The sequence below is a fragment of the Escherichia sp. E2748 genome (assembly GCF_005781125.1).
In the GTDB taxonomy this organism is placed as follows: Bacteria; Pseudomonadota; Gammaproteobacteria; order Enterobacterales; family Enterobacteriaceae; genus Escherichia.
The window spans coordinates 258,250-284,360 of record NZ_VATP01000003.1 but is presented as its reverse complement, the minus strand read 5'-3'; the positions used below and the strand labels follow the sequence as shown (position 1 = coordinate 284,360).

Below are 26,111 nucleotides of genomic sequence, written 5' to 3'. Positions count from 1 at the left end.
CAGTTATTCAACGAGTATTGGCGATAACCAGTACAACATCGCCAGCCATACGACAAATCCGCCTGTTAATAATACCCCAACACCACGGCCAGATTGCCGGGAGCGTCGCCAACATAGCAACGCAAAAATAATACTGACCAACAGCATCACGCTGCAGTCACGGCTGTACGCCAGTGGGTTAACCTCCCCGGGCGTTATCAGCGCGGGTAAACCCAGCACGATGACAATATTAAAAATGTTTGCGCCAATGATATTACCGACAGCAATGTCGTTTTCACCTTTGCGAAAACCTGCTATCGCGGTTGCCAGTTCCGGCAGACTAGTGCCGATAGCGATTGCCGTCAGACCAATAGTCAACTCGCTGATGGCAAAGTAATTCGCCAGTACGGTGGCGTTGTCAATCACCATCCGCGTTGCTACCGGCATGATAATCAATGCAATGCCGAGCCATAAAAACGCGACAGGTAAACCGCCTTCGCGCGGTAGCTCTGCAAGCTGTTCTCTGGTCAGGCTGTCAGTCCCCTGACGTTCTGCCTGACGTGCAAGTTTAACAATGAACAGCAGCCATAGCACAGCCAGAAAGAGGAGAAAGATACCATCGCTGCGACCAAGTTGTCCGTCATAGAGTACGGAACCGGCCACCACACTGACTAATAACATTAATGGTAATTCACGGCGCAGAACATCGGAATGTACGGTAAAAGGGCGCACCAGCGCAGCCAGACCGAGGATCAGTAAAATATTGATTATGTTTGAGCCGAGTGCTGTGCCGACGGCTAAATCTCGTTGTTCATGCAGCGACGCGGCAAGCGAAACGATTATTTCTGGAAGTGACGTACCAATACTGACCACCGTCATGCCGATGATCAGCGGTGGGATGCCAAAAGTGCGGCAAAGAATAGAGGCGGCAAATACCAGACGGTCGGCACTGTAAACGACCAAAAGTAAACCAACAATTAACAGTGCCGTAGCTAAAAGCATCTAACGTCCTTTCTTCAGGTATACTCGCCGGTCCGCTGAAGATTTTCAGAAAGCCGTAATGAATTCTTAATTTTGACTTTATGCGGCTAAAAAGTAAAACAAATGCCAGCTTTCGCTAACCGCGGCGGGTAATATTCTGTAAATATGTTGGGTTCAAGGTTAAATTGAGCGCCATGCTTAGAAAATCAACGCAAGACAAAGGGTGAATTATGGAGCAGTCTGTGGCGAATTTAGTCGATATGCGCGATGTCAGTTTTACGCGTGGCAATCGCTGCATCTTCGATAATATTTCCCTGACCGTGCCGCGAGGGAAGATCACGGCGATTATGGGGCCATCAGGCATCGGTAAAACGACGCTACTCCGTCTGATTGGTGGGCAAATCGCGCCAGATCACGGTGAGATCCTTTTTGATGGTGAGAATATTCCGGCGATGTCTCGTTCGCGCCTGTATACCGTGCGTAAACGGATGAGCATGTTGTTTCAGTCTGGAGCGCTGTTCACCGATATGAACGTTTTTGACAACGTCGCCTATCCACTGCGCGAGCATACCCACCTTCCCGTGCCGTTGCTGCATAGCACGGTGATGATGAAGCTGGAAGCCGTTGGGCTGCGCGGAGCGGCCAAACTTATGCCATCGGAGCTTTCTGGCGGGATGGCGCGTCGTGCGGCGCTGGCGCGTGCAATTGCGCTGGAGCCGGATCTCATCATGTTTGATGAGCCGTTTGTTGGGCAAGATCCCATCACTATGGGCGTCCTGGTGAAGCTGATTTCCGAGCTGAACAGCGCGCTGGGCGTAACCTGTGTGGTGGTTTCTCACGATGTGCCGGAAGTTTTAAGTATCGCTGATCACGCCTGGATCCTGGCAGACAAAAAGATTGTCGCTCACGGTAGCGCCCAGGCGTTGCAGGCGAATCCTGATCCTCGCGTACGTCAGTTTCTGGACGGGATTGCTGACGGACCAGTTCCGTTCCGCTATCCTGCCGGCGATTATCACGCTGATCTTTTACCAGGGAGTTAAGCCACTCATGCTGTTAAATGCGCTGGCGTCGCTCGGACATAAAGGGATTAAAACCCTGAGAACGTTCGGGCGAGCCGGGTTAATGTTATTCAATGCGCTGGTCGGCAAACCGGAATTTCGCAAACATGCGCCGCTGTTGGTGCGTCAGCTCTATAATGTCGGCGTCCTGTCGATGCTGATTATTGTGGTTTCTGGCGTGTTCATCGGAATGGTGCTGGGTCTGCAAGGTTATCTGGTACTGACCACTTATAGTGCGGAAACCAGTCTGGGGATGCTGGTGGCCTTGTCGCTGCTGCGCGAACTGGGGCCGGTGGTCGCAGCACTGCTGTTTGCCGGACGTGCCGGTTCGGCGTTAACTGCGGAAATCGGTTTGATGCGCGCCACAGAGCAGCTCTCCAGCATGGAGATGATGGCCGTGGATCCACTGCGCCGCGTCATTTCCCCACGTTTCTGGGCTGGGGTAATTTCACTACCGCTGCTGACGATAATTTTCGTCGCCGTGGGGATCTGGGGCGGATCGCTGGTTGGCGTCAGTTGGAAAGGCATTGATAGTGGGTTCTTCTGGTCGGCAATGCAAAACGCCGTCGACTGGCGTATGGATCTGGTCAACTGTCTGATTAAGAGCGTGGTGTTCGCTATTACGGTGACGTGGATTTCGCTGTTTAACGGTTATGACGCCATCCCGACCTCTGCCGGGATTAGCCGGGCAACCACTCGTACCGTTGTCCACTCGTCTCTGGCCGTTCTGGGGCTGGATTTTGTGCTGACCGCATTGATGTTTGGGAATTGAGTTCATGCAAACGAAAAAAAATGAAATTTGGGTGGGTATCTTTTTATTAGCAGCACTGCTGGCGGCGCTGTTTGTTTGCCTGAAAGCGGCAAACGTGACGTCAATGCGAACTGAACCGACCTATACGCTTTATGCGACGTTCGATAATATCGGCGGCCTGAAAGCGCGCTCTCCGGTCAGTATTGGTGGTGTTGTCGTCGGCCGGGTTGCAGATATTACGCTGGACCCGAAAACCTATCTACCGCGCGTGACGCTGGAAATTGAACAACGTTATAACCACATTCCTGATACCAGTTCGTTGAGCATTCGTACTTCCGGTTTGCTTGGGGAACAATATCTGGCATTAAACGTCGGTTTTGAAGACCCGGAACTGGGGACTGCTATTCTGAAAGAGGGGGATACGATTCAGGACACCAAATCTGCGATGGTTCTGGAAGATCTCATTGGTCAGTTCCTTTACGGCAGTAAAGGCGATGACAATAAGAATAGTGGCGATGCGCCAGCCGCTGCGCCAGGTAATAATGAAACCACTGAACCTGTGGGTACAACGAAATAATTTCAGGAGAACCGACGCATGTTTAAACGTTTAATGATGGTCGCTTTGCTAATGATTGCACCTCTGAGTGCGGCAACCGCGGCAGATCAGACCAATCCGTATAAGCTGATGGACGAGGCGGCACAGAAAACGTTCGATCGCCTGAAGAATGAACAATCGCAAATTCGGGCTAATCCTGATTACCTGCGTACCATCGTCGATCAGGAACTGCTTCCATACGTACAGATAAAATACGCCGGTGCGCTGGTACTGGGTCAGTACTACAAAAGCGCGACCCCAGCCCAGCGTGAAGCCTACTTTGCCGCTTTCCATGAGTATCTGAAGCAGGCTTACGGTCAGGCGCTGGCGATGTATCACGGTCAGACCTATCAGATTGCGCCAGAACAGCCGTTGGGTGATAAAACCATTGTGCCTATCCGCGTCACCATTATTGACCCGAATGGCCGTCCACCGGTACGTCTCGATTTCCAGTGGCGTAAAAACTCTCAGACTGGCAAGTGGCAGGCTTATGACATGATTGCCGAAGGCGTCAGCATGATCACCACGAAACAAAATGAGTGGGGGACTTTACTGCGCACGAAAGGCATCGATGGTCTGACCGCACAACTGAAGTCTATTTCTCAACAGAAAATCACCCTGGAAGAGAAAAAATAATGAGCGAGTCACTGAGCTGGATGCAGACGGGTGACACCCTGGTATTGACCGGAGAGCTGGATCAGGACGTTCTGCTGCCGCTGTGGGAAATGCGTGACGAAGCGGTGAGGGGGATTACCCGCATCGATCTTAGTCGAGTGTCCCGCGTTGATACGGGTGGACTGGCGTTGCTGCTCCATCTGATCGATCTGGCGAAAAAGCAAGGCAACAGCGTGACGCTTCAGGGGGTAAACGACAAGGTGTATACCCTGGCAAAATTGTATAATTTGCCGTCTGATGTTCTGCCTCGTTAATTTTTTTCAGGCTGGATAAGGCGTTACCCGCCAGTCCGGCAAACCTACCAGTAAGTCGAGCCTTGTCTGATTAATCAGCAAGGCTTTTTGCTTATTTATGACAGCGCAACTTTGCTCTAAGATGTTTCGCTGGTTTATTAACTGATGAATGAAGATCCCATGGAAAATAATGAAATTCAGAGCGTGCTGATGAACGCTCTTTCCCTCCAGGAAGTCCACGTTTCCGGCGATGGCAGCCACTTTCAGGTTATTGCCGTGGGTGAGATGTTTGATGGCATGAGCCGGGTTAAAAAACAGCAGACGGTTTACGGTCCGCTGATGGAATATATTGCGGATAACCGCATTCATGCTGTGTCGATCAAAGCGTATACCCCTGCGGAGTGGGCGCGTGATCGCAAACTGAACGGCTTTTGAGCTATGGGCGATACGCCGGTAGCGGATATGAATTGTTAACTGAGAACATACTAAATGGATAAATTTCGTGTTCAGGGGCCAACGAAGCTCCAGGGCGAAGTCACAATTTCCGGCGCTAAAAATGCTGCTCTGCCTATCCTTTTCGCTGCACTGCTGGCGGAAGAACCGGTGGAGATCCAGAACGTCCCGAAACTGAAAGACGTCGATACATCAATGAAGCTGCTTAGCCAGCTTGGCGCCAAAGTAGAACGTAATGGTTCTGTGCGTATCGATGCCCGTGACGTTAATGTCTTCTGCGCGCCTTACGATCTGGTTAAAACCATGCGTGCCTCTATCTGGGCGCTTGGGCCGCTGGTGGCTCGTTTTGGTCAGGGGCAGGTTTCTTTGCCTGGTGGTTGTACGATTGGCGCTCGTCCGGTTGATTTACATATTTCCGGCCTTGAGCAATTAGGCGCGACCATCAAACTGGAAGAAGGTTACGTTAAAGCTTCCGTCGATGGCCGTCTGAAAGGCGCGCACATCGTGATGGATAAAGTCAGTGTTGGTGCAACCGTGACCATTATGTGTGCTGCAACCTTGGCGGAAGGCACCACGATTATTGAAAACGCGGCACGTGAACCGGAAATCGTCGATACCGCGAACTTCCTGGTTACGCTGGGCGCGAAAATTAGCGGCCAGGGTACCGATCGTATTGTCATCGAAGGTGTGGAGCGCTTGGGGGGCGGTGTCTATCGTGTGCTTCCTGACCGCATCGAAACCGGCACCTTCCTGGTGGCGGCGGCGATCTCTCGCGGCAAAATTATCTGCCGTAACGCTCAGCCAGATACTCTGGACGCCGTGCTGGCGAAACTGCGTGACGCTGGAGCGGACATCGAAGTCGGCGAAGACTGGATTAGCCTGGATATGCATGGCAAACGTCCGAAGGCTGTTAACGTGCGTACCGCGCCACATCCGGCGTTCCCGACCGATATGCAGGCCCAGTTCACGCTGCTGAACCTGGTGGCAGAAGGAACCGGATTCATCACCGAAACGGTCTTTGAAAACCGCTTTATGCACGTACCTGAGCTGAGTCGTATGGGGGCGCATGCTGAAATTGAAAGCAATACCGTTATTTGTCACGGTGTTGAAAAACTTTCCGGCGCACAGGTAATGGCAACCGATCTGCGTGCTTCAGCAAGTCTGGTGCTGGCTGGCTGCATTGCAGAAGGTACTACGGTTGTTGATCGTATTTATCATATCGATCGTGGCTATGAGCGCATTGAAGACAAACTTCGCGCGCTTGGTGCTAACATTGAGCGTGTGAAAGGCGAGTAATCGTCCGATAGCTGGCAGCCCCGTTCGCGGGGCTACCGCCAGGCTACTCATTTTTGCGGTTTGGTGTAGCTGCGCATCAACTGCGATCTGTCGATAAACTCATGGGTCAGCGGGTCATGATAGCGTGATGGCCAGATAACCCAGGGATCAGTTCCTAATGCTTTTGCAATAATCATCTCTCCTTTCGGCCAGGGACGCGATAATGCATTCGCCAGTGTCGAGGAACTCAAACCATTTCTGCGAGATTCCGCCGCCATTGACGTTCCTCTTTTCCGCAAACCCGCAATGATATCGGCGGGATGCCAGTCAATAAAATTATTCTCCATCTTTCCTCACTCCTTAAGTTAGTCGCTTACTTTCAGAACATGCACTCCGGGTAACGCCACTATACTCCTGATGGCGCATTGTTCTAAAAAGTTCCTGTAAGGAGTGCGAATATTCAGAATATATTAAGATAAGTTATCTATATTTCAGACAATTTTGCGATTGATTGAGGGTTTTTTGGAGTTTATTAGAATTATCCCGCGCAGTACGCGGGATAACAGGAAGGGATTAACGATCGCGTTGAACAGCGATGTGTGCGAGGCCGATTAACGCCTCTCGCCATGGGGTATCCGGCAACACTTGCAATGCAGCAATGGCTTTGTCTGCTTCTTCTTCCGCACGCTGACGTGTCCATTCCAGAGAGCCGCAAGCGTTCATTGCTTCCAGAACCGGTTCCAGAAGATGTCGACCGTTCCCTTGTTCGATGGCGGAACGGATCATCTGTGCCTGTTCTGGTGTGCCATGATGCATCGCATGCAGCAGCGGCAGCGTCGGTTTACCTTCGTTCAGATCATCACCGACATTTTTGCCCAACTGTTCGCCATCGGCATTGTAATCGAGCAAATCGTCGATCAGCTGGAAAGCCGTGCCGAGGTAACGACCATAATCTTGCAGGCCTTTTTCCTCTTCCGGCGTACAGCCTGCCAGAATACCGGAACACTGGGCTGCAGCCTCGAACAGACGTGCGGTTTTGCTGTAAATAACACGCATGTAGTTCTCTTCGGTGATGTCCGGGTCGTTAACGTTCATCAGTTGCAGAACTTCACCTTCCGCGATGACGTTTACAGCCTCTGACATCACTTCCAGCACTTTGAGCGAGCCGAGGCTGGTCATCATCTGGAACGCACGGGTATAAATAAAATCGCCTACCAGCACGCTGGCAGCGTTACCAAAAGCGGCGTTGGCGGTAGCTTTACCTCGGCGCATATCTGATTCATCCACAACGTCGTCGTGTAGCAGGGTCGCCGTGTGGATAAACTCAATTAGGGCAGCAATGGTGACATGTGCATTCCCCTCATAGCCAACAGCTCGTGCAGCCAGTACAGCAATCATCGGACGAATACGTTTACCGCCGCCGCTGACGATGTAATAGCCTAACTGATTGATCAGTTGGACGTCGGAATTAAGCTGCTCGAGAATTGCTGCATTAACACCCGCCATATCTTGCGCGGTTAACTCATTGATTTTTTCTAAATTCATCGCAAAAGCCGGGCTTTTCGCCCCGATTACCTTACTGTGAACAGAGGCAACTTAGGGTTTATGGTTAGGAATATAGAGTGATTGTACTGAAAAAATGGCACAGATAAACGTTACCGTACAAGTTGTGTTTTTTTTCTTCGTGTATTGACTGTAGCACTTGTCAAAGGCGTGCGTTTTGCGTAATATTCGCGCCCTATTGTGAATATTTATAGCGCACTCTGAATCATTGAAAAGGTGTGCGCGGAAGCGGAGTTTTATATGTACGCGGTTTTCCAAAGTGGTGGTAAACAACACCGAGTAAGCGAAGGTCAGACCGTTCGCCTGGAAAAGCTGGACATCGCAACTGGCGAAACTGTTGAGTTCGCTGAAGTGCTGATGATCGCAAACGGTGAAGAAGTCAAAATCGGCGTTCCTTTCGTTGATGGCGGCGTAATCAAAGCTGAAGTTGTTGCTCACGGTCGTGGCGAGAAAGTTAAAATCGTTAAGTTTCGCCGTCGTAAACACTATCGTAAGCAGCAGGGCCATCGTCAGTGGTTCACTGATGTGAAAATTACTGGCATCAGCGCCTAAGACCTGAGGAGAGATTTCAAATGGCACATAAAAAGGCTGGCGGCTCCACACGTAACGGTCGCGATTCAGAAGCTAAACGCCTGGGCGTTAAGCGTTTCGGTGGCGAATCCGTTCTGGCGGGTAGCATCATCGTTCGTCAACGTGGTACCAAATTCCACGCTGGCGCTAACGTAGGTTGCGGTCGTGACCACACTCTGTTTGCTAAAGCAGACGGTAAAGTGAAATTCGAAGTTAAAGGCCCGAAAAACCGTAAATTTATCAGCATCGAAGCTGAATAAGTTTTTCGCGTCCCGGTAACGGATGAAAGCCCCGCAACACGTTGCGGGGCTTTTTACATTCGATAACCGGTAAAAATGCGCATGGTGCGACGTTAATCCGCAAATGCGCTTTGCAGGGAATACGGTATGAAGCAGCAGGCAGGCATTGGCATTCTTTTGGCGCTCACCACAGCAATTTGCTGGGGGGCGTTGCCAATCGCAATGAAGCAGGTGCTGGAGGTGATGGAACCTCCGACAATCGTGTTTTACCGTTTCTTGATGGCGAGTATTGGCCTTGGTGCCATTCTTGCGGTGAAGAAGAGGTTGCCGCCATTACGCGTGTTTCGTAAGCCACGCTGGTTGATTTTGTTGGCAGTGGCGACCGCCGGGCTGTTTGGGAACTTCATCCTGTTCAGCTCATCCTTGCAATACCTGAGCCCGACCGCTTCGCAGGTGATTGGGCAACTCTCGCCGGTTGGCATGATGGTTGCCAGCGTATTTATCCTGAAAGAGAAAATGCGCAGCACTCAGGTTGTAGGGGCATTGATGCTCCTGAGCGGCCTGGTGATGTTTTTTAATACCAGTCTGGTCGAGATATTTACAAAGCTCACCGATTATACCTGGGGAGTTATCTTTGGGGTCGGTGCTGCGACGGTCTGGGTGAGTTATGGCGTGGCGCAAAAGGTTTTATTGCGTCGGCTGGCCTCACCGCAGATTCTGTTTTTACTGTACACTTTATGTACAATTGCGCTCTTCCCTCTGGCAAAGCCAGGGGTGATAGCGCAGCTTAGCCACTGGCAGCTCGCATGTTTAATTTTTTGCGGACTGAATACCTTGGTAGGATATGGCGCCCTGGCGGAAGCGATGGCTCGCTGGCAGGCAGCGCAGGTGAGCGCGATCATCACGCTCACCCCACTGTTTACGCTGTTTTTTTCAGATCTTTTATCACTGGCCTGGCCCGATTTCTTCGCCAGACCGATGTTAAACCTTTTAGGTTATCTCGGTGCGTTTGTCGTGGTTGCGGGCGCGATGTATTCCGCCATTGGTCATCGTATTTGGGGCGGATTACGTAAGCATACAACGGTGGTATCGCAACCCCGCGTAGGCGAATGATTTACGGAGAATAAAATGAAGTTTGTTGATGAAGCATCGATTCTGGTCGTTGCAGGTGATGGCGGTAATGGTTGCGTGAGCTTCCGCCGCGAAAAATATATTCCGAAAGGCGGCCCGGATGGCGGCGACGGCGGTGACGGTGGTGACGTATGGATGGAAGCCGACGAGAACCTGAACACGCTTATCGATTATCGTTTTGAAAAATCTTTCCGTGCAGAGCGCGGTCAGAACGGCGCAAGCCGCGATTGTACCGGTAAGCGCGGTAAAGACGTGACGATTAAAGTGCCGGTAGGTACGCGTGTAATCGACCAGGGTACCGGTGAAACCATGGGCGATATGACCAAACACGGTCAGCGTCTGCTGGTTGCCAAGGGCGGCTGGCACGGTCTGGGCAATACCCGTTTCAAATCGTCCGTTAACCGTACACCACGGCAGAAAACCAACGGTACGCCGGGCGATAAGCGCGAGCTGCTGCTGGAGCTGATGCTGCTGGCTGATGTCGGTATGCTGGGGATGCCAAACGCGGGTAAATCGACCTTTATTCGCGCTGTCTCGGCGGCTAAACCGAAAGTAGCGGACTATCCGTTTACCACTCTGGTACCAAGCCTGGGCGTGGTACGTATGGACAACGAGAAGAGCTTCGTTGTTGCTGATATCCCGGGGTTGATTGAAGGCGCTGCGGAAGGCGCAGGTCTGGGCATTCGCTTCCTGAAGCACCTGGAACGTTGCCGCGTCCTGTTGCACCTCATCGATATCGATCCGATTGACGGCACCGATCCAGTTGAAAACGCGCGTATTATTATCAGCGAGCTGGAAAAATACAGCCAGGATCTGGCGGCGAAACCACGCTGGTTAGTCTTCAACAAGATCGACCTGCTGGATAAAGCAGAAGCTGAAGAGAAAGCGAAAGCGATCGCTGAGGCGCTGGGCTGGGAAGATAAATATTATCTGATCTCTGCGGCGAGCGGACTGGGCGTGAAAGATCTCTGCTGGGATGTGATGACCTTTATCATTGAAAACCCGGTCGTGCAGGCAGAAGAAGCGAAACAGCCTGAGAAAGTCGAATTCATGTGGGATGATTATCACCGTCAGCAGCTTGAAGAGATTGCTGAAGAGGATGATGAAGACTGGGATGACGACTGGGACGAAGACGACGAAGAAGGCGTTGAGTTCATTTACAAGCGTTAATCACTGATGACCAATGCCAAATAAGCCTGATGCGCTACGCTTATCAGGCCTACAAGGGGATTGCAATATATTGAATTTGCACGATTTTGTAGGGCGGATAAGGCGTTCACGCCGCATCCGGCATAAACAAAGCCCACTTTGTCAATAATCTGAAACCCGGGCCATGTGCCGGGGTTTCTTTTTGACTAATTGTTCTGGTAAATATCTTTATACAAACGGCTTTCAAAACGTACCAACGGAATACGGCGATTACGCTGATCCGCGGGTTCTACTGCATAACCAGAAAGATATTGTACGAACGCCATTCGTTGCCCGCTTGCTGTGGTGATGAATCCTGCCAGGTTATACACGCCCTGCAACGAACCTGTTTTCGCTGAAACTTTACCATCTACGCCCGCTTGATGCAGACCTGCACGGTACTGCAACGAACCATCGTAGCCTGCTAAAGGTAGCATTGAGATAAAGTTAAGCTCATTGTCGTGTTGGGCAATGTATTGCAGCACCTGCATCATGGTGGCTGGTGCAATCAGGTTATGCCGTGAAAGCCCCGAACCATCTGCAATAATCGTGTTGCCAATATCCACACCCGCCTGCTTACGCAGGATCTGACGCACGGCATCTGACCCGGCACGCCATGTCCCCGGGACATTAAAGCGCGCATGACCAATCATGCGAAAGACGGTATCGGCGATCATGTTGTCGGACTTTTTCAGCATAATCTTAAGCAGATCGTGCAAAGGGGCCGACTGTTTACTGGCAACCACCGTTCCTGGGGCGTTAACCTGCGTTTGTCGCAGTAGCGTGCCGGAATAGGTAATGCCTGCCTGTTTTAACTCATCTTTCAGAATCGCTCCGGCGTAGCTGGCGCCATCCTGTACGGCAAAAGCCAACGGTAGCGGCTCTGAACGTTGTGGTAGGCATCCGGTTAACGTAAAGCGGTTAAGGTCGCCTGGCACCACATCCAGCTCGCAATATTGCGCTTCGGCTGAACCTCGGGGGAGAGTGCGTACCTGGCTGAACATAGTCACAGGGTAATAAGAGGCCACGCGAACAAAGGCCATATCACCGGGTTTTTGGGCACTGTAGAGCGAGACGGAAAAGCAATTGCGGTCAACAATGGCGGCGGCAGGCGGGGCGCTAAAGCATTGTGTCATATCGTTCCAGGGCCAGCCGGGGGCTTTATCGTGACTGGCAAAAATGGACGTGTCTATGAACACATTGCCATCGATTTGGGAGACGCCTGATTTTTTCAGGGTCGCCACCATATTACGAATATCCTGACGTTTTAGCGTCGGATCGGCACCAAATCGCGCCACTAAGTCACCCTTGAGTACGCCGTTCTCCACATTGCCTTTGGTTTCAAGTGTAGTGGTGAAACGAAAATCGGGGCCAAGTTGAATCAACGCCGCCAGCGCAGTGATCACCTTCTGCGTACTGGCGGGCAGCGCCATTTGCTGGCTATGGTAATCAATAGCGGGGGCAGACGCGCCGACTTTTTGCACCATCAGGGCAAGGTTGGCGCCAGCGGGGAGTTGAGTAATGTACTCATCAACATTCGCGGCCTGAACACTGAACGCTATACAGCTGGTCAATCCGATGATAAATCTGGAAAATCGCATAATCTCGCGCTAACAACCTGGAATCGAGCCGTCATACTACGGCGCAACGCCCTATAAAGTAAACGATGACCCTTCGGGAACTTCAGGGTAAAATGACTATCAAAATGTGAATTATTGCTGGCCTGGGACCTGTTCCCGGGTCGGTATTTTTTTGCTTCTGGCCCCGACGAGGAGTTGTGCCGGGCATGCCGAACAGCCGGGGCGAGTGGAGACTCTCCCCATCAGGAATATTCAAGAGGTATAACAAATGCAAGCTATTCCGATGACCTTACGCGGCGCTGAAAAATTACGCGAAGAGCTGGATTTTCTGAAATCTGTGCGCCGTCCTGAAATCATTGCTGCTATCGCGGAAGCGCGTGAGCATGGCGACCTGAAAGAGAACGCCGAATACCACGCTGCGCGTGAGCAGCAGGGTTTTTGCGAAGGCCGTATCAAAGATATCGAAGCCAAGCTGTCGAACGCGCAGGTAATTGATGTCACCAAAATGCCAAACAATGGTCGCGTGATTTTTGGCGCTACCGTGACGGTTTTGAATCTGGATTCTGATGAAGAACAGACCTATCGCATCGTAGGCGATGACGAAGCTGACTTTAAACAGAACCTGATTTCTGTAAACTCGCCTATCGCTCGTGGACTGATTGGCAAAGAAGAAGATGATGTAGTGGTCATCAAAACGCCGGGCGGCGATGTAGAATTTGAAGTAATTAAGGTGGAATACCTGTAAGAATTACCCAATACTCAAAATGTTGATGTATTGTAAAGAAAGGAAAAAGGCCGCTCTGCGGCCTTTTATCAACGAACAGAGCGTGGCATTTTGCTCTCCTGCTTGCGGAAAATCCCTCGTTTTACACAGCAAATGTGTGTAACTTTAGGATAATCTTAGCGTGGCAGCGAGATTTTACGTTCTTTAGTTGGACGATAAAGCACCAGCGTTTTACCGATGACCTGTACATTACAGGCGCCGGTTTCGCGCACGATAGCTTCCACGATCAAGGTTTTAGTTTCGCGATCTTCAGTGGCGATTTTCACCTTGATGAGTTCATGGTGCTCTAACGCTTGTTCAATCTCGGCCAGCACCCCTTCGGTCAAACCATTACTGCCAAGCAGAACAACTGGCTTGAGCGGATGTGCCAGACCTTTCAGGTGCTGTTTTTGTTTAGTACTCAGATTCATCGTATTTTTTTGCTTACGTTGGGATTGAAAACGGGTCATTCTACCGCCATCTCCCATATATCGCCAAATAGGCGCGTAAAAATTTACGCAATTGGTTACGATGAGTTATCCCAATGGGAAAGTTAAATGACAGGTAAGAAGCGTTCTGCCAGCTCCAGTCGCTGGCTTCAGGAACACTTTAGCGATAAATATGTTCAACAGGCACAGAAAAAGGGGTTACGTTCCCGTGCCTGGTTTAAACTTGATGAAATACAGCAAAGTGACAAACTCTTTAAACCGGGAATGACGGTTGTCGACCTTGGTGCTGCGCCAGGTGGTTGGTCACAATATGTGGTCACCCAAATTGGCGGCAAAGGCCGTATCATCGCTTGCGATCTTTTACCTATGGATCCTATCGTTGGTGTGGACTTTCTTCAGGGCGATTTTCGTGATGAACTGGTGATGAAAGCACTGCTGGAGCGCGTAGGCGACAGCAAAGTCCAGGTTGTCATGTCCGATATGGCACCAAACATGAGCGGAACACCGGCGGTGGATATCCCCCGTGCCATGTATCTGGTGGAACTGGCGCTAGAAATGTGTCGTGATGTATTAGCGCCAGGTGGCAGTTTTGTAGTGAAGGTGTTCCAGGGCGAAGGTTTCGATGAGTATCTAAGGGAAATTCGCTCCCTGTTTACGAAGGTCAAAGTTCGTAAGCCGGACTCTTCTCGTGCACGTTCGCGGGAAGTGTATATTGTAGCGACCGGGCGTAAACCCTAACCGGGAGATTTCAGACGAAAGTTTGAAAGATGCTGGATATAGAGTATCCTGACGCTGTTTTTAACACAGTTGTAATAAGAGGTTAATCCCTTGAGTGACATGGCGAAAAACCTAATACTCTGGCTGGTCATTGCCGTTGTGCTGATGTCAGTATTCCAGAGCTTTGGGCCCAGCGAGTCTAATGGACGTAAGGTGGATTACTCTACCTTCCTACAAGAGGTCAATAACGACCAGGTTCGTGAAGCGCGTATCAACGGACGTGAAATCAACGTTACCAAGAAAGATAGTAACCGTTATACCACTTACATTCCGGTTCAGGATCCGAAGTTACTGGATAACCTGCTGACCAAGAACGTCAAGGTTGTCGGTGAACCGCCTGAAGAGCCAAGCCTGCTGGCTTCTATCTTCATCTCCTGGTTCCCGATGCTGTTGCTGATTGGTGTCTGGATCTTCTTCATGCGTCAAATGCAGGGCGGCGGTGGTAAAGGTGCCATGTCGTTCGGTAAGAGCAAAGCGCGCATGCTGACGGAAGATCAGATCAAAACGACCTTTGCTGACGTTGCGGGCTGCGACGAAGCAAAAGAAGAAGTTGCTGAACTGGTTGAGTATCTGCGCGAGCCGAGCCGCTTCCAGAAACTCGGCGGTAAGATCCCGAAAGGCGTCCTGATGGTCGGTCCTCCGGGTACCGGTAAAACGCTGCTGGCGAAAGCGATTGCAGGCGAAGCGAAAGTTCCGTTCTTTACTATCTCCGGTTCTGACTTCGTAGAAATGTTCGTCGGTGTGGGTGCATCCCGTGTTCGTGACATGTTCGAACAGGCGAAGAAAGCGGCACCGTGTATCATCTTTATCGATGAAATCGACGCCGTAGGCCGCCAACGTGGCGCAGGTCTGGGCGGTGGTCACGATGAACGTGAACAGACTCTGAACCAGATGCTGGTTGAGATGGATGGCTTCGAAGGTAACGAAGGTATCATCGTTATCGCCGCGACTAACCGTCCGGACGTTCTGGACCCGGCGCTGCTGCGTCCTGGCCGTTTCGACCGTCAGGTTGTGGTTGGCTTACCAGATGTTCGCGGTCGTGAGCAGATCCTGAAAGTTCACATGCGTCGCGTACCATTGGCACCAGATATTGACGCGGCAATCATTGCCCGTGGTACTCCTGGTTTCTCCGGTGCTGACCTGGCGAACCTGGTGAACGAAGCGGCACTGTTCGCTGCTCGTGGCAACAAACGCGTTGTGTCGATGGTTGAGTTCGAAAAAGCGAAAGACAAAATCATGATGGGTGCGGAACGTCGCTCCATGGTGATGACGGAAGCGCAGAAAGAATCGACTGCATACCACGAAGCAGGCCATGCGATTATCGGTCGTCTGGTGCCGGAACACGATCCGGTGCACAAAGTGACGATTATCCCGCGCGGACGTGCGTTGGGTGTGACTTTCTTCTTGCCTGAGGGCGACGCAATCAGCGCCAGCCGTCAGAAACTGGAAAGCCAGATTTCTACGCTGTACGGTGGTCGTCTGGCAGAAGAGATCATCTACGGGCCGGAACATGTTTCTACCGGTGCGTCCAACGATATTAAAGTTGCGACCAACCTGGCACGTAACATGGTGACTCAGTGGGGCTTCTCCGAAAAACTTGGTCCGCTGCTGTACGCGGAAGAAGAAGGTGAAGTGTTCCTCGGTCGTAGCGTGGCGAAAGCGAAACATATGTCCGATGAAACTGCGCGTATCATCGACCAGGAAGTGAAGTTACTGATTGAGCGTAACTACAATCGTGCGCGTCAGTTGTTGAACGACAACCTGGATATTCTGCATGCGATGAAAGATGCGCTCATGAAATATGAAACCATCGATGCACCGCAGATTGACGACCTGATGGCACGTCGCGATGTACGCCCGCCAGCGGGCTGGGAAGAACCAGGCGCTTCTAACAATTCTGGCGACAATGGTAGTCCAAAGGCTCCGCGTCCGGTTGATGAACCGCGTACGCCGAACCCGGGTAACACCATGTCAGAGCAGTTAGGCGACAAGTAAGTTCCCGCATCAGATGACTGTATTTGTACCGAAAACCCCGGGGCGTGCTCCGGGGTTTTTTCTTATCAATTCATACCAGGGATAACACCATGAAACTCTTTGCCCAGGGCACTTCACTGGACCTTAGCCATCCTCACGTAATGGGGATCCTCAACGTCACGCCTGATTCTTTCTCCGATGGCGGCACGCATAATTCGCTGATTGATGCGGTGAAACATGCGAATCTGATGATCAATGCTGGCGCAACGATCATTGACGTTGGCGGCGAGTCCACACGTCCAGGGGCTGCGGAAGTGAGCGTTGAAGAAGAGTTGCAGCGTGTTATTCCAGTCGTTGAGGCAATTGCGCAACGATTTGAAGTTTGGATCTCGGTTGATACATCCAAACCGGAAGTGATCCGTGAGTCAGCGAAAGCAGGCGTTCACATCATTAATGATATCCGCTCCCTTTCCGAACCCGGCGCCCTGGAAGCTGCCGCTGAAACTGGTTTGCCAGTTTGCCTGATGCATATGCAGGGAAACCCAAAGACCATGCAGGAAGCACCAAAGTATGACGATGTCTTTGCCGAGGTAAATCGCTACTTTGTTGAGCAAATAGCACGCTGCGAACAGGCTGGTATCGCAAAAGAGAAATTGTTGCTCGACCCCGGATTCGGTTTCGGTAAAAATCTCCATCACAACTATGCATTACTGGCGCGTCTGGCTGAATTTCATCATTTCAACCTGCCGCTGTTGGTGGGTATGTCACGAAAATCGATGATTGGACAGCTGTTGAACGTGGGGCCGTCCGAGCGCCTGAGCGGTAGTCTGGCCTGTGCGGTCATTGCCGCAATGCAAGGCGCGCACATTATTCGTGTTCATGACGTCAAAGAAACCGTAGAAGCGATGCGAGTGGTGGAAGCCACTCTGTCTGCAAAGGAAAACAAACGCTATGAGTAATCGTAAATATTTCGGTACCGATGGGATTCGTGGTCGTGTTGGGGATGCGCCGATCACGCCTGATTTTGTGCTTAAGCTGGGGTGGGCTGCGGGTAAAGTGCTGGCACGTCATGGTTCCCGCAAGATTATTATCGGTAAAGACACCCGTATTTCTGGCTATATGCTGGAGTCGGCGCTGGAAGCGGGTCTGGCGGCTGCCGGTCTTTCCGCGCTCTTTACCGGTCCAATGCCAACACCGGCCGTGGCTTATCTGACGCGTACCTTCCGCGCCGAAGCTGGGATTGTAATTTCTGCATCACATAACCCATTCTATGATAACGGGATCAAATTCTTTTCTATTGACGGCACCAAGCTGCCGGATGCAGTTGAAGAAGCCATTGAAGCTGAAATGGAAAAAGAGATCAGCTGCGTTGATTCGGCAGAACTGGGTAAAGCCAGCCGTATCGTTGATGCTGCGGGGCGCTATATCGAATTTTGTAAAGCCACGTTCCCGAATGAACTTAGTTTGAGCGAACTGAAAATTGTGGTGGATTGCGCCAACGGCGCGACTTATCACATTGCGCCGAACGTGCTGCGCGAGCTGGGAGCGAATGTTATCGCTATCGGTTGTGAGCCGAACGGCGTAAACATCAATGCCGAAGTGGGCGCAACTGATGTTCGTGCGTTACAGGCGCGCGTACTGGCTGAAAAAGCAGATCTCGGTATCGCCTTTGACGGTGACGGCGACCGCGTGATTATGGTTGACCATGAAGGCAATAAAGTCGATGGCGATCAGATCATGTATATCATCGCGCGCGAAGGTCTTCGTCAGGGCCAGCTGCGTGGTGGCGCGGTGGGTACATTGATGAGCAACATGGGGCTGGAACTGGCGCTGAAACAGTTAGGTATTCCATTTGCTCGTGCGAAAGTGGGCGATCGCTACGTACTGGAAAAAATGCAGGAGAAAGGCTGGCGCATCGGTGCCGAGAACTCCGGTCATGTGATCCTGCTGGATAAAACCACCACCGGTGATGGCATTGTTGCAGGTTTGCAGGTCCTGGCGGCGATGGCGCGTAACCATATGAGCCTGCACGACCTTTGCAGTGGTATGAAAATGTTCCCGCAGATTCTGGTAAACGTGCGTTACACCGCAGGTAGCGGCGATCCGCTTGAGCATGAATCAGTCAAAGCTGTGACCGCAGAAGTTGAAGCGGCGCTGGGTAGCCGTGGACGTGTGCTGTTGCGTAAATCCGGCACCGAACCGTTAATTCGCGTGATGGTAGAAGGTGAAGACGAAGCGCAGGTAACCGAATTTGCGCATCGCATCGCTGACGCGGTAAAAGCCGTTTAATTCGATAGCTAACTGGCTAAAAAGGCGGCGATTGTCGCCTTTGTTCTTCTTAAGTACATCGGTTTTGCTGTTTTTTTCCGCAGTTGATACAATGCAATAAAATTGCCCTTGCGAAGGTCATTCGCTTTGGTTAGTATTCACACCCGCTTCAGTGGGAAAGATTAAAAACTCCCGCTTTATTGGTTGAAGCATTGGTACGCGGCAACTCCGCAAGGAACAGGTTGATTATGTACGAAGCTCTTTTAGTAGTTTTCCTTATTGTAGCAATTGGCCTTGTAGGTCTGATCATGCTGCAGCAAGGTAAAGGCGCTGATATGGGAGCCTCCTTCGGAGCAGGCGCTTCCGCTACGCTGTTTGGTTCAAGTGGTTCTGGTAACTTCATGACCCGCATGACGGCGCTGCTGGCAACGTTATTCTTCATCATCAGTCTGGTGCTGGGTAACATCAACAGCAACAAAACCAATAAAGGTAGCGAATGGGAAAACCTGAGTGCGCCGGCAAAAACCGAACAAACTCAGCCAGCTGCTCCGGCTAAGCCGACCAGCGATATCCCGAACTAAAAAGTAGTATCCGTGCCGAGGTGGTGGAATTGGTAGACACGCTACCTTGAGGTGGTAGTGCCCAATAGGGCTTACGGGTTCAAGTCCCGTCCTCGGTACCAAATTCCAGAAAAGAGACGCTGAAAAGCGTCATTTTTTCGTTTTAATGACCCGTCCTGAATGTCATCAACTTGATCAATTTCCGTAGTCTTTCGAACGTCAAACGAATCGGCGCAATAGTTCGTTCAGCTTCAGTTTTGCATGCGACAAGCGATATTAATCAACTCATGACATTGGCCAGCTTTGCTGGAACAGACATCTAAATCGTTATGCGCGATCACATTATATTGGTCGTAAAAAAGGCCGCATCGGCGGCCTTTAGCATGAAAGCTCTGAGATTACTTAACTTTATTTTCCAGATTCTCCACCTGCGGCACGCCCGAAGAGGCGGAGGAGGAGAGCAGTCCAGTTTTGGCATAACCGAACAGCTTCTCGCGGGTATCGGTAATATCCAGGTTACGCATGGTCAGTTGACCAATACGATCTTCAGCCGTAAACATAGAGTCGCCTTTCTCCATGGTCAAACGCTCTGCTTTATAGGTCAGGTTGTCAGAGACGGTATTGAGGATCGAGTAGTCGTTCCCGCGACGCAGTTCCAGCGTCACTTCACCTGTTATCTGGCTGGCAACCCAGCGTTGCAGAGAGTCACGCAGCATCAGCGCCTGGGAGTCAAACCAACGCCCCTGGTACAGCAGACGGCCCAATTGACGACCATGTGTATGATACTGCTCAATGGTGTCTTCGTTGTGAATACCGGTCAACAGACGTTCATAAGCGATATGTAGCAGTGCCATCCCCGGAGCCTCGTAAATACCACGGCTTTTCGCTTCGATGATACGGTTTTCAATCTGGTCGCTCATGCCCAGGCCGTGACGACCGCCGATACGGTTAGCTTCCAGCATCATTTCTACGTCGTCGCTAAAGGTTTTACCGTTCAGCGCCACTGGATGACCTTGCTCAAAGCGTACTGTGACTTCTTCTGCCGGGATCTTCACGCTCTCATCCCAGAACTTCACGCCCATAATCGGGTTGACGATTTTGACGCTGGAGTTGAGGTATTCCAGATCCTTCGCTTCATGCGTTGCACCAAGCATGTTGGAGTCCGTGGAGTAGGCTTTTTCGACAGACATTTTGTAGTCGAAACCGCAGGCAATCATAAATTCAGACATTTCATGACGGCCGCCCAGTTCATCAATAAAGTCAGTATCAAGCCACGGTTTGTAAATCTGCAGTTCAGCATTGGTCAGCAGACCGTAACGATAGAAACGTTCGATATCGTTTCCTTTATAGGTGCTGCCGTCACCCCAGATATTCACGCCATCTTCTTTCATGGCAGCAACCAGCATGGTGCCGGTCACGGCGCGGCCCAGCGGCGTCGTGTTGAAATAGGTCAGGCCGCCAGTAGTGTTATGGAAAGCGCCACACTGAATAGCGGCAATACCTTCGGCGACCAACTGCTTGCGGCAGTCGATCAGACGTGCGTTCTCCGCGCCGTATTCCATGGCACGACGAGGGATCGCATCGTAATCCTCTTCGTCTGGCTGGCCCAGGTTTGCAGTATATGCATAAGGAACCGCTCCCTTTTTTCGCATCCACAGCAGTGCGGCACTGGTGTCCAGACCGCCAGAAAAAGCGATACCAATACGTTGACCTACCGGGAGATGCTTGAGAATCGTCGTCATAAAATAACACCCTGCTTAATTAACTGATGATGAGCCTGGATTTCCGCTCTAACTGAATTTTTATGCAAAATAAATGAGTTTTCATTTAATCATCTTTTATCGGAGACAGGAAGAGTTTAGTGTGTTTTTTGTAAAATAATGCGCTTAAGGGAGAACAGGAGAAGACAAAAGTATTCAACAAATGAAAGTGAACTGGATATTCATTCATGTGATTAGCAATAAATGTTGACAAAATGTGGCGTGGATCACTATAATGCCTGCAGATTTTACGTCCCGTCTCGGTACACCAAATCCCAGCAGTATTTGCATTTTTTACCCAAAACGAGTAGAATTTGCCACGTTTCAGGCGCGGGGTGGAGCAGCCTGGTAGCTCGTCGGGCTCATAACCCGAAGGTCGTCGGTTCAAATCCGGCCCCCGCAACCACTTTCCCTTAGAGTTCTTTTTCAAATATACTGTGAAGACTTTGGCCTTCGTAGTGGGATTTGAAAAAATCCTTCTGGAAAGTGCTCCAGACCGCAGTTGCGGTTATAGGGTTCAGTTATATAAAGCCCCGATTTATCGGGGTTTTTTGTTATCTGACTACAGAATAACTGGGCTTTAGGCCCTTTTTTTATGTCTTGGGGGTGGGCTTGTCCACATTAGAGCAAAAATTAACAGAGATGATTACTGCGCCAGTTGAGGCCCTGGGTTTTGAGCTGGTTGGCATCGAGTTTATTCGCGGTCGCACATCCACACTGCGCATCTATATTGATAGTGAAGATGGCATCAATGTTGATGATTGTGCTGATGTGAGCCACCAGGTAAGTGCTGTGCTGGATGTTGAAGATCCCATCACCGTTGCTTATAACCTGGAAGTCTCCTCACCGGGTCTCGATCGCCCACTGTTCACGGCTGAACACTACGCCCGTTTTGTCGGAGAAGAGGTGACTCTGGTTCTCCGTATGGCGGTACAAAACCGTCGTAAATGGCAGGGCGTTATCAAAGCGGTAGACGGTGAAATGATCACAGTTACCGTCGAAGGTAAAGATGAAGTGTTCGCGCTGAGTAATATCCAGAAGGCGAACCTGGTTCCCCACTTTTAATAGTCTGGATGAGGTGAAAAGCCCGCGATGAACAAAGAAATTTTGGCTGTAGTTGAAGCCGTATCCAATGAAAAGGCGCTACCTCGCGAGAAGATTTTCGAAGCATTGGAAAGCGCGCTGGCGACAGCAACAAAGAAAAAATATGAACAAGAGATCGACGTCCGCGTACAGATCGATCGCAAAAGCGGTGATTTTGACACCTTCCGTCGCTGGTTAGTTGTTGATGAAGTCACCCAGCCGACCAAGGAAATCACCCTTGAAGCCGCACGTTATGAAGATGAAAGCCTGAACCTGGGCGATTACGTTGAAGATCAGATTGAGTCTGTTACCTTTGACCGTATCACCACCCAGACGGCAAAACAGGTTATCGTGCAGAAAGTGCGTGAAGCCGAACGTGCGATGGTGGTTGATCAGTTCCGTGAACACGAAGGTGAAATCATCACCGGCGTGGTGAAAAAAGTAAACCGCGACAACATCTCTCTGGATCTGGGCAACAACGCTGAAGCCGTGATCCTGCGCGAAGATATGCTGCCGCGTGAAAACTTCCGCCCTGGCGACCGCGTTCGTGGCGTGCTTTATTCCGTTCGCCCGGAAGCGCGTGGCGCGCAACTGTTCGTTACCCGTTCCAAGCCGGAAATGCTGATCGAACTGTTCCGCATTGAAGTGCCAGAAATCGGCGAAGAAGTGATTGAAATTAAAGCAGCGGCTCGCGACCCGGGTTCTCGTGCGAAAATCGCGGTGAAAACCAACGATAAACGTATCGATCCGGTAGGTGCTTGCGTAGGTATGCGTGGCGCGCGTGTTCAGGCGGTTTCTACTGAACTGGGCGGCGAGCGTATCGATATCGTTCTGTGGGATGATAATCCGGCGCAGTTCGTGATTAATGCGATGGCACCGGCAGACGTTGCTTCTATCGTGGTGGATGAAGATAAACACACCATGGATATCGCCGTTGAAGCCGGTAACTTGGCGCAGGCGATTGGCCGTAACGGTCAGAACGTGCGTCTGGCTTCGCAGCTCAGCGGTTGGGAACTCAACGTGATGACCGTTGACGACCTGCAGGCTAAGCATCAGGCGGAAGCGCATGCAGCGATTGACACCTTCACCCGTTATCTCGACATTGACGAAGACTTCGCGACTGTCCTGGTAGAAGAAGGTTTCTCAACGTTGGAAGAACTGGCCTATGTGCCGATGAAAGAGCTGTTGGAAATCGAAGGCCTTGATGAGCCGACCGTTGAAGCACTGCGTGAGCGTGCTAAAAATGCACTGGCCACCATTGCACAGGCCCAGGAAGAAAGCCTCGGTGATAACAAACCGGCTGACGATCTGCTGAACCTTGAAGGGATAGATCGTGATTTGGCATTCAAACTGGCCGCCCGTGGCGTTTGTACGCTGGAAGATCTCGCCGAACAGGGCATTGATGATCTGGCTGATATCGAAGGGTTGACCGACGAAAAAGCCGGAGCACTGATTATGGCTGCCCGTAATATTTGCTGGTTCGGTGACGAAGCGTAATAAACTGTAGCAGGAAGGAACAGCATGACAGATGTAACGATTAAAACGCTGGCCGCAGAGCGACAGACCTCCGTGGAACGCCTGGTACAGCAATTTGCTGATGCAGGTATCCGGAAGTCTGCTGACGACTCTGTGTCCGCACAAGAGAAACAGGCTTTAATTGACCACCTGAACCAGAAAAATTCAGGGCCGGACAAATTAACGCTGCAGCGTAAAACACGCAGCACCCTTAACATTCCTGGTACCGGTGGAAAAAGCAAATCGGTACAAATCGAAGTCCGCAAGAAACGCACCTTTGTGAAACGTGACCCGCAAGAGGCCGAGCGCCTTGCGGCGGAAGAGCAAGCGCAGCGTGAAGCGGAAGAGCAAGCCCGTCGTGAGGCAGAAGAATCGGCCAAACGCGAGGCGCAACAAAAAGCTGAACGTGAGGCCGCAGAACAAGCTAAACGTGAAGCCGCTGAACAAGCGAAACGTGAAGCTGCGGAAAAAGACAAAGTGAGCAATCAACAAGACGATATGACTAAAACCGCCCAGGCTGAAAAAGCCCGCCGTGAGCAGGAAGCTGCAGAGCTCAAGCGTAAAGCTGAAGAAGAAGCGCGTCGTAAACTCGAAGAAGAAGCACGTCGCGTTGCTGAAGAAGCACGTCGTATGGCGGAAGAAAATAAATGGACTGATAACGCGGAACCAACTGAAGATTCCAGCGATTATCACGTTACTACCTCTCAACATGCCCGTCAGGCAGAAGACGAAAGCGATCGTGAAGTCGAAGGCGGCCGTGGCCGTGGTCGTAACGCGAAAGCAGCGCGTCCGAAGAAAGGCAACAAACACGCTGAATCAAAAGCTGATCGCGAAGAAGCGCGTGCAGCGGTACGTGGCGGTAAAGGCGGAAAACGTAAAGGTTCTTCGCTGCAGCAGGGCTTCCAGAAGCCAGCTCAGGCCGTTAACCGTGACGTTGTGATCGGCGAAACCATCACCGTTGGCGAACTGGCTAACAAGATGGCGGTTAAAGGCTCTCAGGTCATCAAAGCGATGATGAAACTGGGCGCAATGGCAACCATCAACCAGGTTATCGACCAGGAAACCGCACAGCTGGTAGCCGAAGAGATGGGCCACAAAGTTATCCTGCGTCGTGAAAACGAGCTGGAAGAGGCGGTAATGAGCGACCGTGACACAGGTGCTGCGGCTGAACCGCGCGCGCCGGTGGTGACCATCATGGGTCACGTTGACCACGGTAAAACCTCTCTGCTGGACTACATTCGTTCAACGAAAGTGGCCTCTGGCGAAGCGGGCGGCATTACCCAGCACATTGGTGCATACCACGTTGAAACTGAAAACGGCATGATCACCTTCCTGGACACCCCGGGGCACGCCGCGTTTACTTCAATGCGTGCACGTGGTGCGCAGGCAACGGACATCGTAGTCTTGGTTGTTGCTGCAGACGACGGCGTAATGCCGCAGACCATCGAAGCTATCCAGCACGCGAAAGCGGCGGGTGTTCCGGTGGTGGTTGCTGTGAACAAAATCGATAAGCCAGAAGCCGATCCGGATCGCGTTAAGAACGAACTCTCTCAGTACGGCATCCTGCCAGAAGAGTGGGGCGGCGAAAGCCAGTTCGTACACGTATCTGCAAAAGCGGGTACCGGTATTGATGAACTGCTGGATGCTATCCTGCTGCAGGCTGAAGTCCTGGAACTGAAAGCCGTACGTAACGGGATGGCGAGCGGTGCGGTTATCGAATCCTTCCTCGATAAAGGCCGTGGTCCGGTTGCTACTGTGCTGGTACGCGAAGGTACTCTGCACAAGGGCGATATCGTTCTGTGTGGCTTCGAATACGGTCGTGTTCGTGCGATGCGTAACGAACTGGGTCAGGAAGTGCTGGAAGCGGGTCCGTCCATTCCGGTGGAAATCCTCGGCTTGTCCGGTGTTCCGGCTGCGGGTGATGAAGTTACCGTTGTACGTGACGAGAAGAAAGCACGTGAAGTTGCACTGTACCGTCAGGGCAAATTCCGCGAAGTTAAACTGGCTCGTCAGCAGAAATCTAAACTCGAGAACATGTTCGCCAACATGACCGAAGGCGAAGTTCACGAAGTGAATATCGTCCTGAAGGCAGACGTGCAGGGTTCTGTGGAAGCGATCTCCGACTCCTTGCTGAAACTGTCTACTGACGAAGTTAAAGTGAAGATCATCGGTTCTGGTGTAGGTGGTATCACCGAAACCGACGCCACCCTGGCTGCGGCGTCCAACGCCATCCTGGTTGGCTTTAACGTTCGTGCTGATGCCTCTGCACGTAAAGTGATTGAAGCGGAAAGCCTGGATCTGCGTTACTACTCCGTCATCTATAACCTGATCGACGAAGTGAAAGCGGCGATGAGCGGTATGCTGTCTCCTGAACTGAAACAGCAGATTATCGGTCTGGCGGAAGTTCGTGACGTGTTCAAATCGCCGAAATTTGGTGCCATCGCAGGCTGTATGGTTACCGAAGGTGTGGTTAAACGTCACAACCCGATCCGCGTTCTGCGCGACAACGTGGTTATCTACGAAGGCGAGCTGGAGTCCCTGCGCCGCTTCAAAGATGATGTTAACGAAGTCCGTAACGGTATGGAATGTGGTATCGGCGTTAAGAACTACAACGACGTCCGCACTGGCGATGTGATCGAAGTATTCGAAATTATCGAGATCCAACGTACCATCGCTTAAGGTTTTTAGGGT

Annotated in this window: 26 protein-coding genes and 2 tRNA genes; 22 read left to right on the top strand and 6 right to left on the bottom strand. The window is 51.3% G+C overall.

Going from position 1 to position 26,111, the window contains the following annotated elements:
• Window positions 1–3: 3 nt before the first annotated feature.
• On the bottom strand, window positions 4–981 hold the full coding sequence (locus tag FEK42_RS07075) for a calcium/sodium antiporter (RefSeq protein ID WP_130204574.1): 978 nt from the start codon (window positions 979–981) through the stop codon (window positions 4–6).
• 209 nt (window positions 982–1,190) lie between these two features.
• Here FEK42_RS07075 and mlaF point away from each other — a divergent pair, with 209 nt between their 5' ends.
• From mlaF to murA, 7 genes are all read left to right on the top strand, one after another.
• The gene (gene mlaF / locus FEK42_RS07070) at window positions 1,191–2,000 is read left to right on the top strand and encodes a phospholipid ABC transporter ATP-binding protein MlaF (protein WP_130204576.1); all 810 of its coding nucleotides are present in this window, start codon (window positions 1,191–1,193) and stop codon (window positions 1,998–2,000) included.
• A gap of 7 nt (window positions 2,001–2,007) precedes the next feature.
• Window positions 2,008–2,790 carry a lipid asymmetry maintenance ABC transporter permease subunit MlaE gene (gene mlaE, locus FEK42_RS07065; RefSeq protein ID WP_000925792.1) on the top strand — a complete coding sequence of 261 codons (783 nt, stop codon included), beginning with the start codon at window positions 2,008–2,010 and terminating at the stop codon, window positions 2,788–2,790.
• 4 nt (window positions 2,791–2,794) lie between these two features.
• Window positions 2,795–3,346: an outer membrane lipid asymmetry maintenance protein MlaD gene (mlaD, locus tag FEK42_RS07060; protein ID WP_130223776.1), complete on the top strand. Its 552-nt coding sequence runs from the start codon at window positions 2,795–2,797 to the stop codon at window positions 3,344–3,346.
• Between the two features lie 18 nt (window positions 3,347–3,364).
• Window positions 3,365–4,000 carry a phospholipid-binding protein MlaC gene (mlaC, locus tag FEK42_RS07055; RefSeq protein ID WP_130204580.1) on the top strand — a complete coding sequence of 212 codons (636 nt, stop codon included), beginning with the start codon at window positions 3,365–3,367 and terminating at the stop codon, window positions 3,998–4,000.
• The gene (mlaB, locus tag FEK42_RS07050) at window positions 4,000–4,293 is read left to right on the top strand and encodes a lipid asymmetry maintenance protein MlaB (protein ID WP_130204582.1); all 294 of its coding nucleotides are present in this window, start codon (window positions 4,000–4,002) and stop codon (window positions 4,291–4,293) included. Before mlaC ends, mlaB begins: the two co-directional genes overlap by 1 nt.
• Before the next feature lie 159 nt (window positions 4,294–4,452).
• Window positions 4,453–4,707 (top strand): BolA family iron metabolism protein IbaG, encoded by a 255-nt coding sequence (gene ibaG, locus FEK42_RS07045; protein WP_010379217.1) that lies wholly within the window; start codon window positions 4,453–4,455, stop codon window positions 4,705–4,707.
• A gap of 54 nt (window positions 4,708–4,761) precedes the next feature.
• Window positions 4,762–6,021 (top strand): UDP-N-acetylglucosamine 1-carboxyvinyltransferase, encoded by a 1,260-nt coding sequence (gene murA, locus FEK42_RS07040; RefSeq protein WP_130204584.1) that lies wholly within the window; start codon window positions 4,762–4,764, stop codon window positions 6,019–6,021.
• Between the two features lie 47 nt (window positions 6,022–6,068).
• On the opposite strand, the gene sfsB is transcribed toward murA, so the two are convergent.
• Together sfsB and ispB are read right to left on the bottom strand one after the other, a co-directional pair.
• Window positions 6,069–6,347, bottom strand: coding sequence for a DNA-binding transcriptional regulator SfsB (sfsB, locus tag FEK42_RS07035; RefSeq protein WP_064529526.1), 279 nt, complete (start codon window positions 6,345–6,347; stop codon window positions 6,069–6,071).
• A gap of 226 nt (window positions 6,348–6,573) precedes the next feature.
• The gene (gene ispB, locus FEK42_RS07030; RefSeq protein WP_130204586.1) at window positions 6,574–7,545 is read right to left on the bottom strand and encodes an octaprenyl diphosphate synthase; all 972 of its coding nucleotides are present in this window, start codon (window positions 7,543–7,545) and stop codon (window positions 6,574–6,576) included.
• A 258-nt stretch (window positions 7,546–7,803) separates the two neighbouring features.
• Here ispB and rplU point away from each other — a divergent pair, with 258 nt between their 5' ends.
• The 4 genes from rplU to cgtA all read left to right on the top strand — a co-directional run bounded on the left by rplU (window position 7,804) and on the right by cgtA (window position 10,673).
• On the top strand, window positions 7,804–8,115 hold the full coding sequence (gene rplU / locus FEK42_RS07025; RefSeq protein WP_000271401.1) for a 50S ribosomal protein L21: 312 nt from the start codon (window positions 7,804–7,806) through the stop codon (window positions 8,113–8,115).
• 20 nt (window positions 8,116–8,135) lie between these two features.
• A complete protein-coding gene (gene rpmA / locus FEK42_RS07020) occupies window positions 8,136–8,393 on the top strand; it encodes a 50S ribosomal protein L27 (RefSeq protein WP_000940595.1) in 258 nt (85 codons plus the stop codon).
• Between the two features lie 126 nt (window positions 8,394–8,519).
• Window positions 8,520–9,485: a DMT family transporter gene (locus FEK42_RS07015; RefSeq protein ID WP_138211774.1), complete on the top strand. Its 966-nt coding sequence runs from the start codon at window positions 8,520–8,522 to the stop codon at window positions 9,483–9,485.
• A 15-nt stretch (window positions 9,486–9,500) separates the two neighbouring features.
• Complete coding sequence (gene cgtA, locus FEK42_RS07010) at window positions 9,501–10,673, top strand: Obg family GTPase CgtA (RefSeq protein ID WP_000673561.1); 1,173 nt, start codon at window positions 9,501–9,503, stop codon at window positions 10,671–10,673.
• Window positions 10,674–10,858: 185 nt separating this feature from the next.
• Here the strand turns inward: cgtA and dacB are convergent, their stop codons facing one another.
• Window positions 10,859–12,292 (bottom strand): serine-type D-Ala-D-Ala carboxypeptidase, encoded by a 1,434-nt coding sequence (gene dacB, locus FEK42_RS07005; protein ID WP_135493012.1) that lies wholly within the window; start codon window positions 12,290–12,292, stop codon window positions 10,859–10,861.
• A gap of 247 nt (window positions 12,293–12,539) precedes the next feature.
• Here dacB and greA point away from each other — a divergent pair, with 247 nt between their 5' ends.
• On the top strand, window positions 12,540–13,016 hold the full coding sequence (gene greA, locus FEK42_RS07000; RefSeq protein WP_064529530.1) for a transcription elongation factor GreA: 477 nt from the start codon (window positions 12,540–12,542) through the stop codon (window positions 13,014–13,016).
• A 155-nt stretch (window positions 13,017–13,171) separates the two neighbouring features.
• Here the strand turns inward: greA and yhbY are convergent, their stop codons facing one another.
• Window positions 13,172–13,465 carry a ribosome assembly RNA-binding protein YhbY gene (gene yhbY, locus FEK42_RS06995; protein ID WP_001054420.1) on the bottom strand — a complete coding sequence of 98 codons (294 nt, stop codon included), beginning with the start codon at window positions 13,463–13,465 and terminating at the stop codon, window positions 13,172–13,174.
• A gap of 126 nt (window positions 13,466–13,591) precedes the next feature.
• Here yhbY and rlmE point away from each other — a divergent pair, with 126 nt between their 5' ends.
• From rlmE to FEK42_RS06965, 6 genes are all read left to right on the top strand, one after another.
• Window positions 13,592–14,221 carry a 23S rRNA (uridine(2552)-2'-O)-methyltransferase RlmE gene (gene rlmE, locus FEK42_RS06990; protein ID WP_000145975.1) on the top strand — a complete coding sequence of 210 codons (630 nt, stop codon included), beginning with the start codon at window positions 13,592–13,594 and terminating at the stop codon, window positions 14,219–14,221.
• Between the two features lie 99 nt (window positions 14,222–14,320).
• Entirely contained in the window at window positions 14,321–16,255 is a 1,935-nt protein-coding gene (gene ftsH / locus FEK42_RS06985; protein ID WP_064529531.1) for an ATP-dependent zinc metalloprotease FtsH, read from the top strand.
• 89 nt (window positions 16,256–16,344) lie between these two features.
• A complete protein-coding gene (gene folP, locus FEK42_RS06980; protein WP_135490397.1) occupies window positions 16,345–17,193 on the top strand; it encodes a dihydropteroate synthase in 849 nt (282 codons plus the stop codon).
• Entirely contained in the window at window positions 17,186–18,523 is a 1,338-nt protein-coding gene (glmM, locus tag FEK42_RS06975; protein WP_000071137.1) for a phosphoglucosamine mutase, read from the top strand. Before folP ends, glmM begins: the two co-directional genes overlap by 8 nt.
• Before the next feature lie 227 nt (window positions 18,524–18,750).
• The gene (gene secG, locus FEK42_RS06970; RefSeq protein ID WP_001295556.1) at window positions 18,751–19,083 is read left to right on the top strand and encodes a preprotein translocase subunit SecG; all 333 of its coding nucleotides are present in this window, start codon (window positions 18,751–18,753) and stop codon (window positions 19,081–19,083) included.
• Window positions 19,084–19,097: 14 nt separating this feature from the next.
• Window positions 19,098–19,184, top strand: a tRNA-Leu gene (locus FEK42_RS06965).
• 276 nt (window positions 19,185–19,460) lie between these two features.
• Here the strand turns inward: FEK42_RS06965 and argG are convergent.
• Entirely contained in the window at window positions 19,461–20,804 is a 1,344-nt protein-coding gene (gene argG / locus FEK42_RS06960; RefSeq protein WP_135493011.1) for an argininosuccinate synthase, read from the bottom strand.
• Window positions 20,805–21,151: 347 nt separating this feature from the next.
• Here argG and FEK42_RS06955 point away from each other — a divergent pair.
• From FEK42_RS06955 to infB, 4 genes are all read left to right on the top strand, one after another.
• Window positions 21,152–21,228 (top strand) — tRNA-Met (locus tag FEK42_RS06955).
• Between the two features lie 206 nt (window positions 21,229–21,434).
• Window positions 21,435–21,887 carry a ribosome maturation factor RimP gene (gene rimP / locus FEK42_RS06950; RefSeq protein ID WP_001300397.1) on the top strand — a complete coding sequence of 151 codons (453 nt, stop codon included), beginning with the start codon at window positions 21,435–21,437 and terminating at the stop codon, window positions 21,885–21,887.
• Window positions 21,888–21,914: 27 nt separating this feature from the next.
• Window positions 21,915–23,402, top strand: coding sequence for a transcription termination factor NusA (gene nusA / locus FEK42_RS06945; RefSeq protein WP_130204598.1), 1,488 nt, complete (start codon window positions 21,915–21,917; stop codon window positions 23,400–23,402).
• 24 nt (window positions 23,403–23,426) lie between these two features.
• Entirely contained in the window at window positions 23,427–26,099 is a 2,673-nt protein-coding gene (gene infB / locus FEK42_RS06940) for a translation initiation factor IF-2 (RefSeq protein ID WP_130204600.1), read from the top strand.
• Window positions 26,100–26,111 lie beyond the last annotated feature (12 nt).

Bases quoted from the DNA above. Each gene is read 5' to 3' on its own strand.
- FEK42_RS07075 (WP_130204574.1), bottom strand. From the start codon at position 981: ATGCTTTTAGCTACGGCACTGTTAATTGTTGGTTTACTTTTGGTCGTT.
- mlaF (WP_130204576.1), top strand. From the start codon at position 1,191: ATGGAGCAGTCTGTGGCGAATTTAGTCGATATGCGCGATGTCAGTTTT.
- mlaE (WP_000925792.1), top strand. From the start codon at position 2,008: ATGCTGTTAAATGCGCTGGCGTCGCTCGGACATAAAGGGATTAAAACC.
- mlaD (WP_130223776.1), top strand. From the start codon at position 2,795: ATGCAAACGAAAAAAAATGAAATTTGGGTGGGTATCTTTTTATTAGCA.
- mlaC (WP_130204580.1), top strand. From the start codon at position 3,365: ATGTTTAAACGTTTAATGATGGTCGCTTTGCTAATGATTGCACCTCTG.
- mlaB (WP_130204582.1), top strand. From the start codon at position 4,000: ATGAGCGAGTCACTGAGCTGGATGCAGACGGGTGACACCCTGGTATTG.
- ibaG (WP_010379217.1), top strand. From the start codon at position 4,453: ATGGAAAATAATGAAATTCAGAGCGTGCTGATGAACGCTCTTTCCCTC.
- murA (WP_130204584.1), top strand. From the start codon at position 4,762: ATGGATAAATTTCGTGTTCAGGGGCCAACGAAGCTCCAGGGCGAAGTC.
- sfsB (WP_064529526.1), bottom strand. From the start codon at position 6,347: ATGGAGAATAATTTTATTGACTGGCATCCCGCCGATATCATTGCGGGT.
- ispB (WP_130204586.1), bottom strand. From the start codon at position 7,545: ATGAATTTAGAAAAAATCAATGAGTTAACCGCGCAAGATATGGCGGGT.
- rplU (WP_000271401.1), top strand. From the start codon at position 7,804: ATGTACGCGGTTTTCCAAAGTGGTGGTAAACAACACCGAGTAAGCGAA.
- rpmA (WP_000940595.1), top strand. From the start codon at position 8,136: ATGGCACATAAAAAGGCTGGCGGCTCCACACGTAACGGTCGCGATTCA.
- FEK42_RS07015 (WP_138211774.1), top strand. From the start codon at position 8,520: ATGAAGCAGCAGGCAGGCATTGGCATTCTTTTGGCGCTCACCACAGCA.
- cgtA (WP_000673561.1), top strand. From the start codon at position 9,501: ATGAAGTTTGTTGATGAAGCATCGATTCTGGTCGTTGCAGGTGATGGC.
- dacB (WP_135493012.1), bottom strand. From the start codon at position 12,292: ATGCGATTTTCCAGATTTATCATCGGATTGACCAGCTGTATAGCGTTC.
- greA (WP_064529530.1), top strand. From the start codon at position 12,540: ATGCAAGCTATTCCGATGACCTTACGCGGCGCTGAAAAATTACGCGAA.
- yhbY (WP_001054420.1), bottom strand. From the start codon at position 13,465: ATGAATCTGAGTACTAAACAAAAACAGCACCTGAAAGGTCTGGCACAT.
- rlmE (WP_000145975.1), top strand. From the start codon at position 13,592: ATGACAGGTAAGAAGCGTTCTGCCAGCTCCAGTCGCTGGCTTCAGGAA.
- ftsH (WP_064529531.1), top strand. From the start codon at position 14,321: ATGGCGAAAAACCTAATACTCTGGCTGGTCATTGCCGTTGTGCTGATG.
- folP (WP_135490397.1), top strand. From the start codon at position 16,345: ATGAAACTCTTTGCCCAGGGCACTTCACTGGACCTTAGCCATCCTCAC.
- glmM (WP_000071137.1), top strand. From the start codon at position 17,186: ATGAGTAATCGTAAATATTTCGGTACCGATGGGATTCGTGGTCGTGTT.
- secG (WP_001295556.1), top strand. From the start codon at position 18,751: ATGTACGAAGCTCTTTTAGTAGTTTTCCTTATTGTAGCAATTGGCCTT.
- argG (WP_135493011.1), bottom strand. From the start codon at position 20,804: ATGACGACGATTCTCAAGCATCTCCCGGTAGGTCAACGTATTGGTATC.
- nusA (WP_130204598.1), top strand. From the start codon at position 21,915: ATGAACAAAGAAATTTTGGCTGTAGTTGAAGCCGTATCCAATGAAAAG.
- infB (WP_130204600.1), top strand. From the start codon at position 23,427: ATGACAGATGTAACGATTAAAACGCTGGCCGCAGAGCGACAGACCTCC.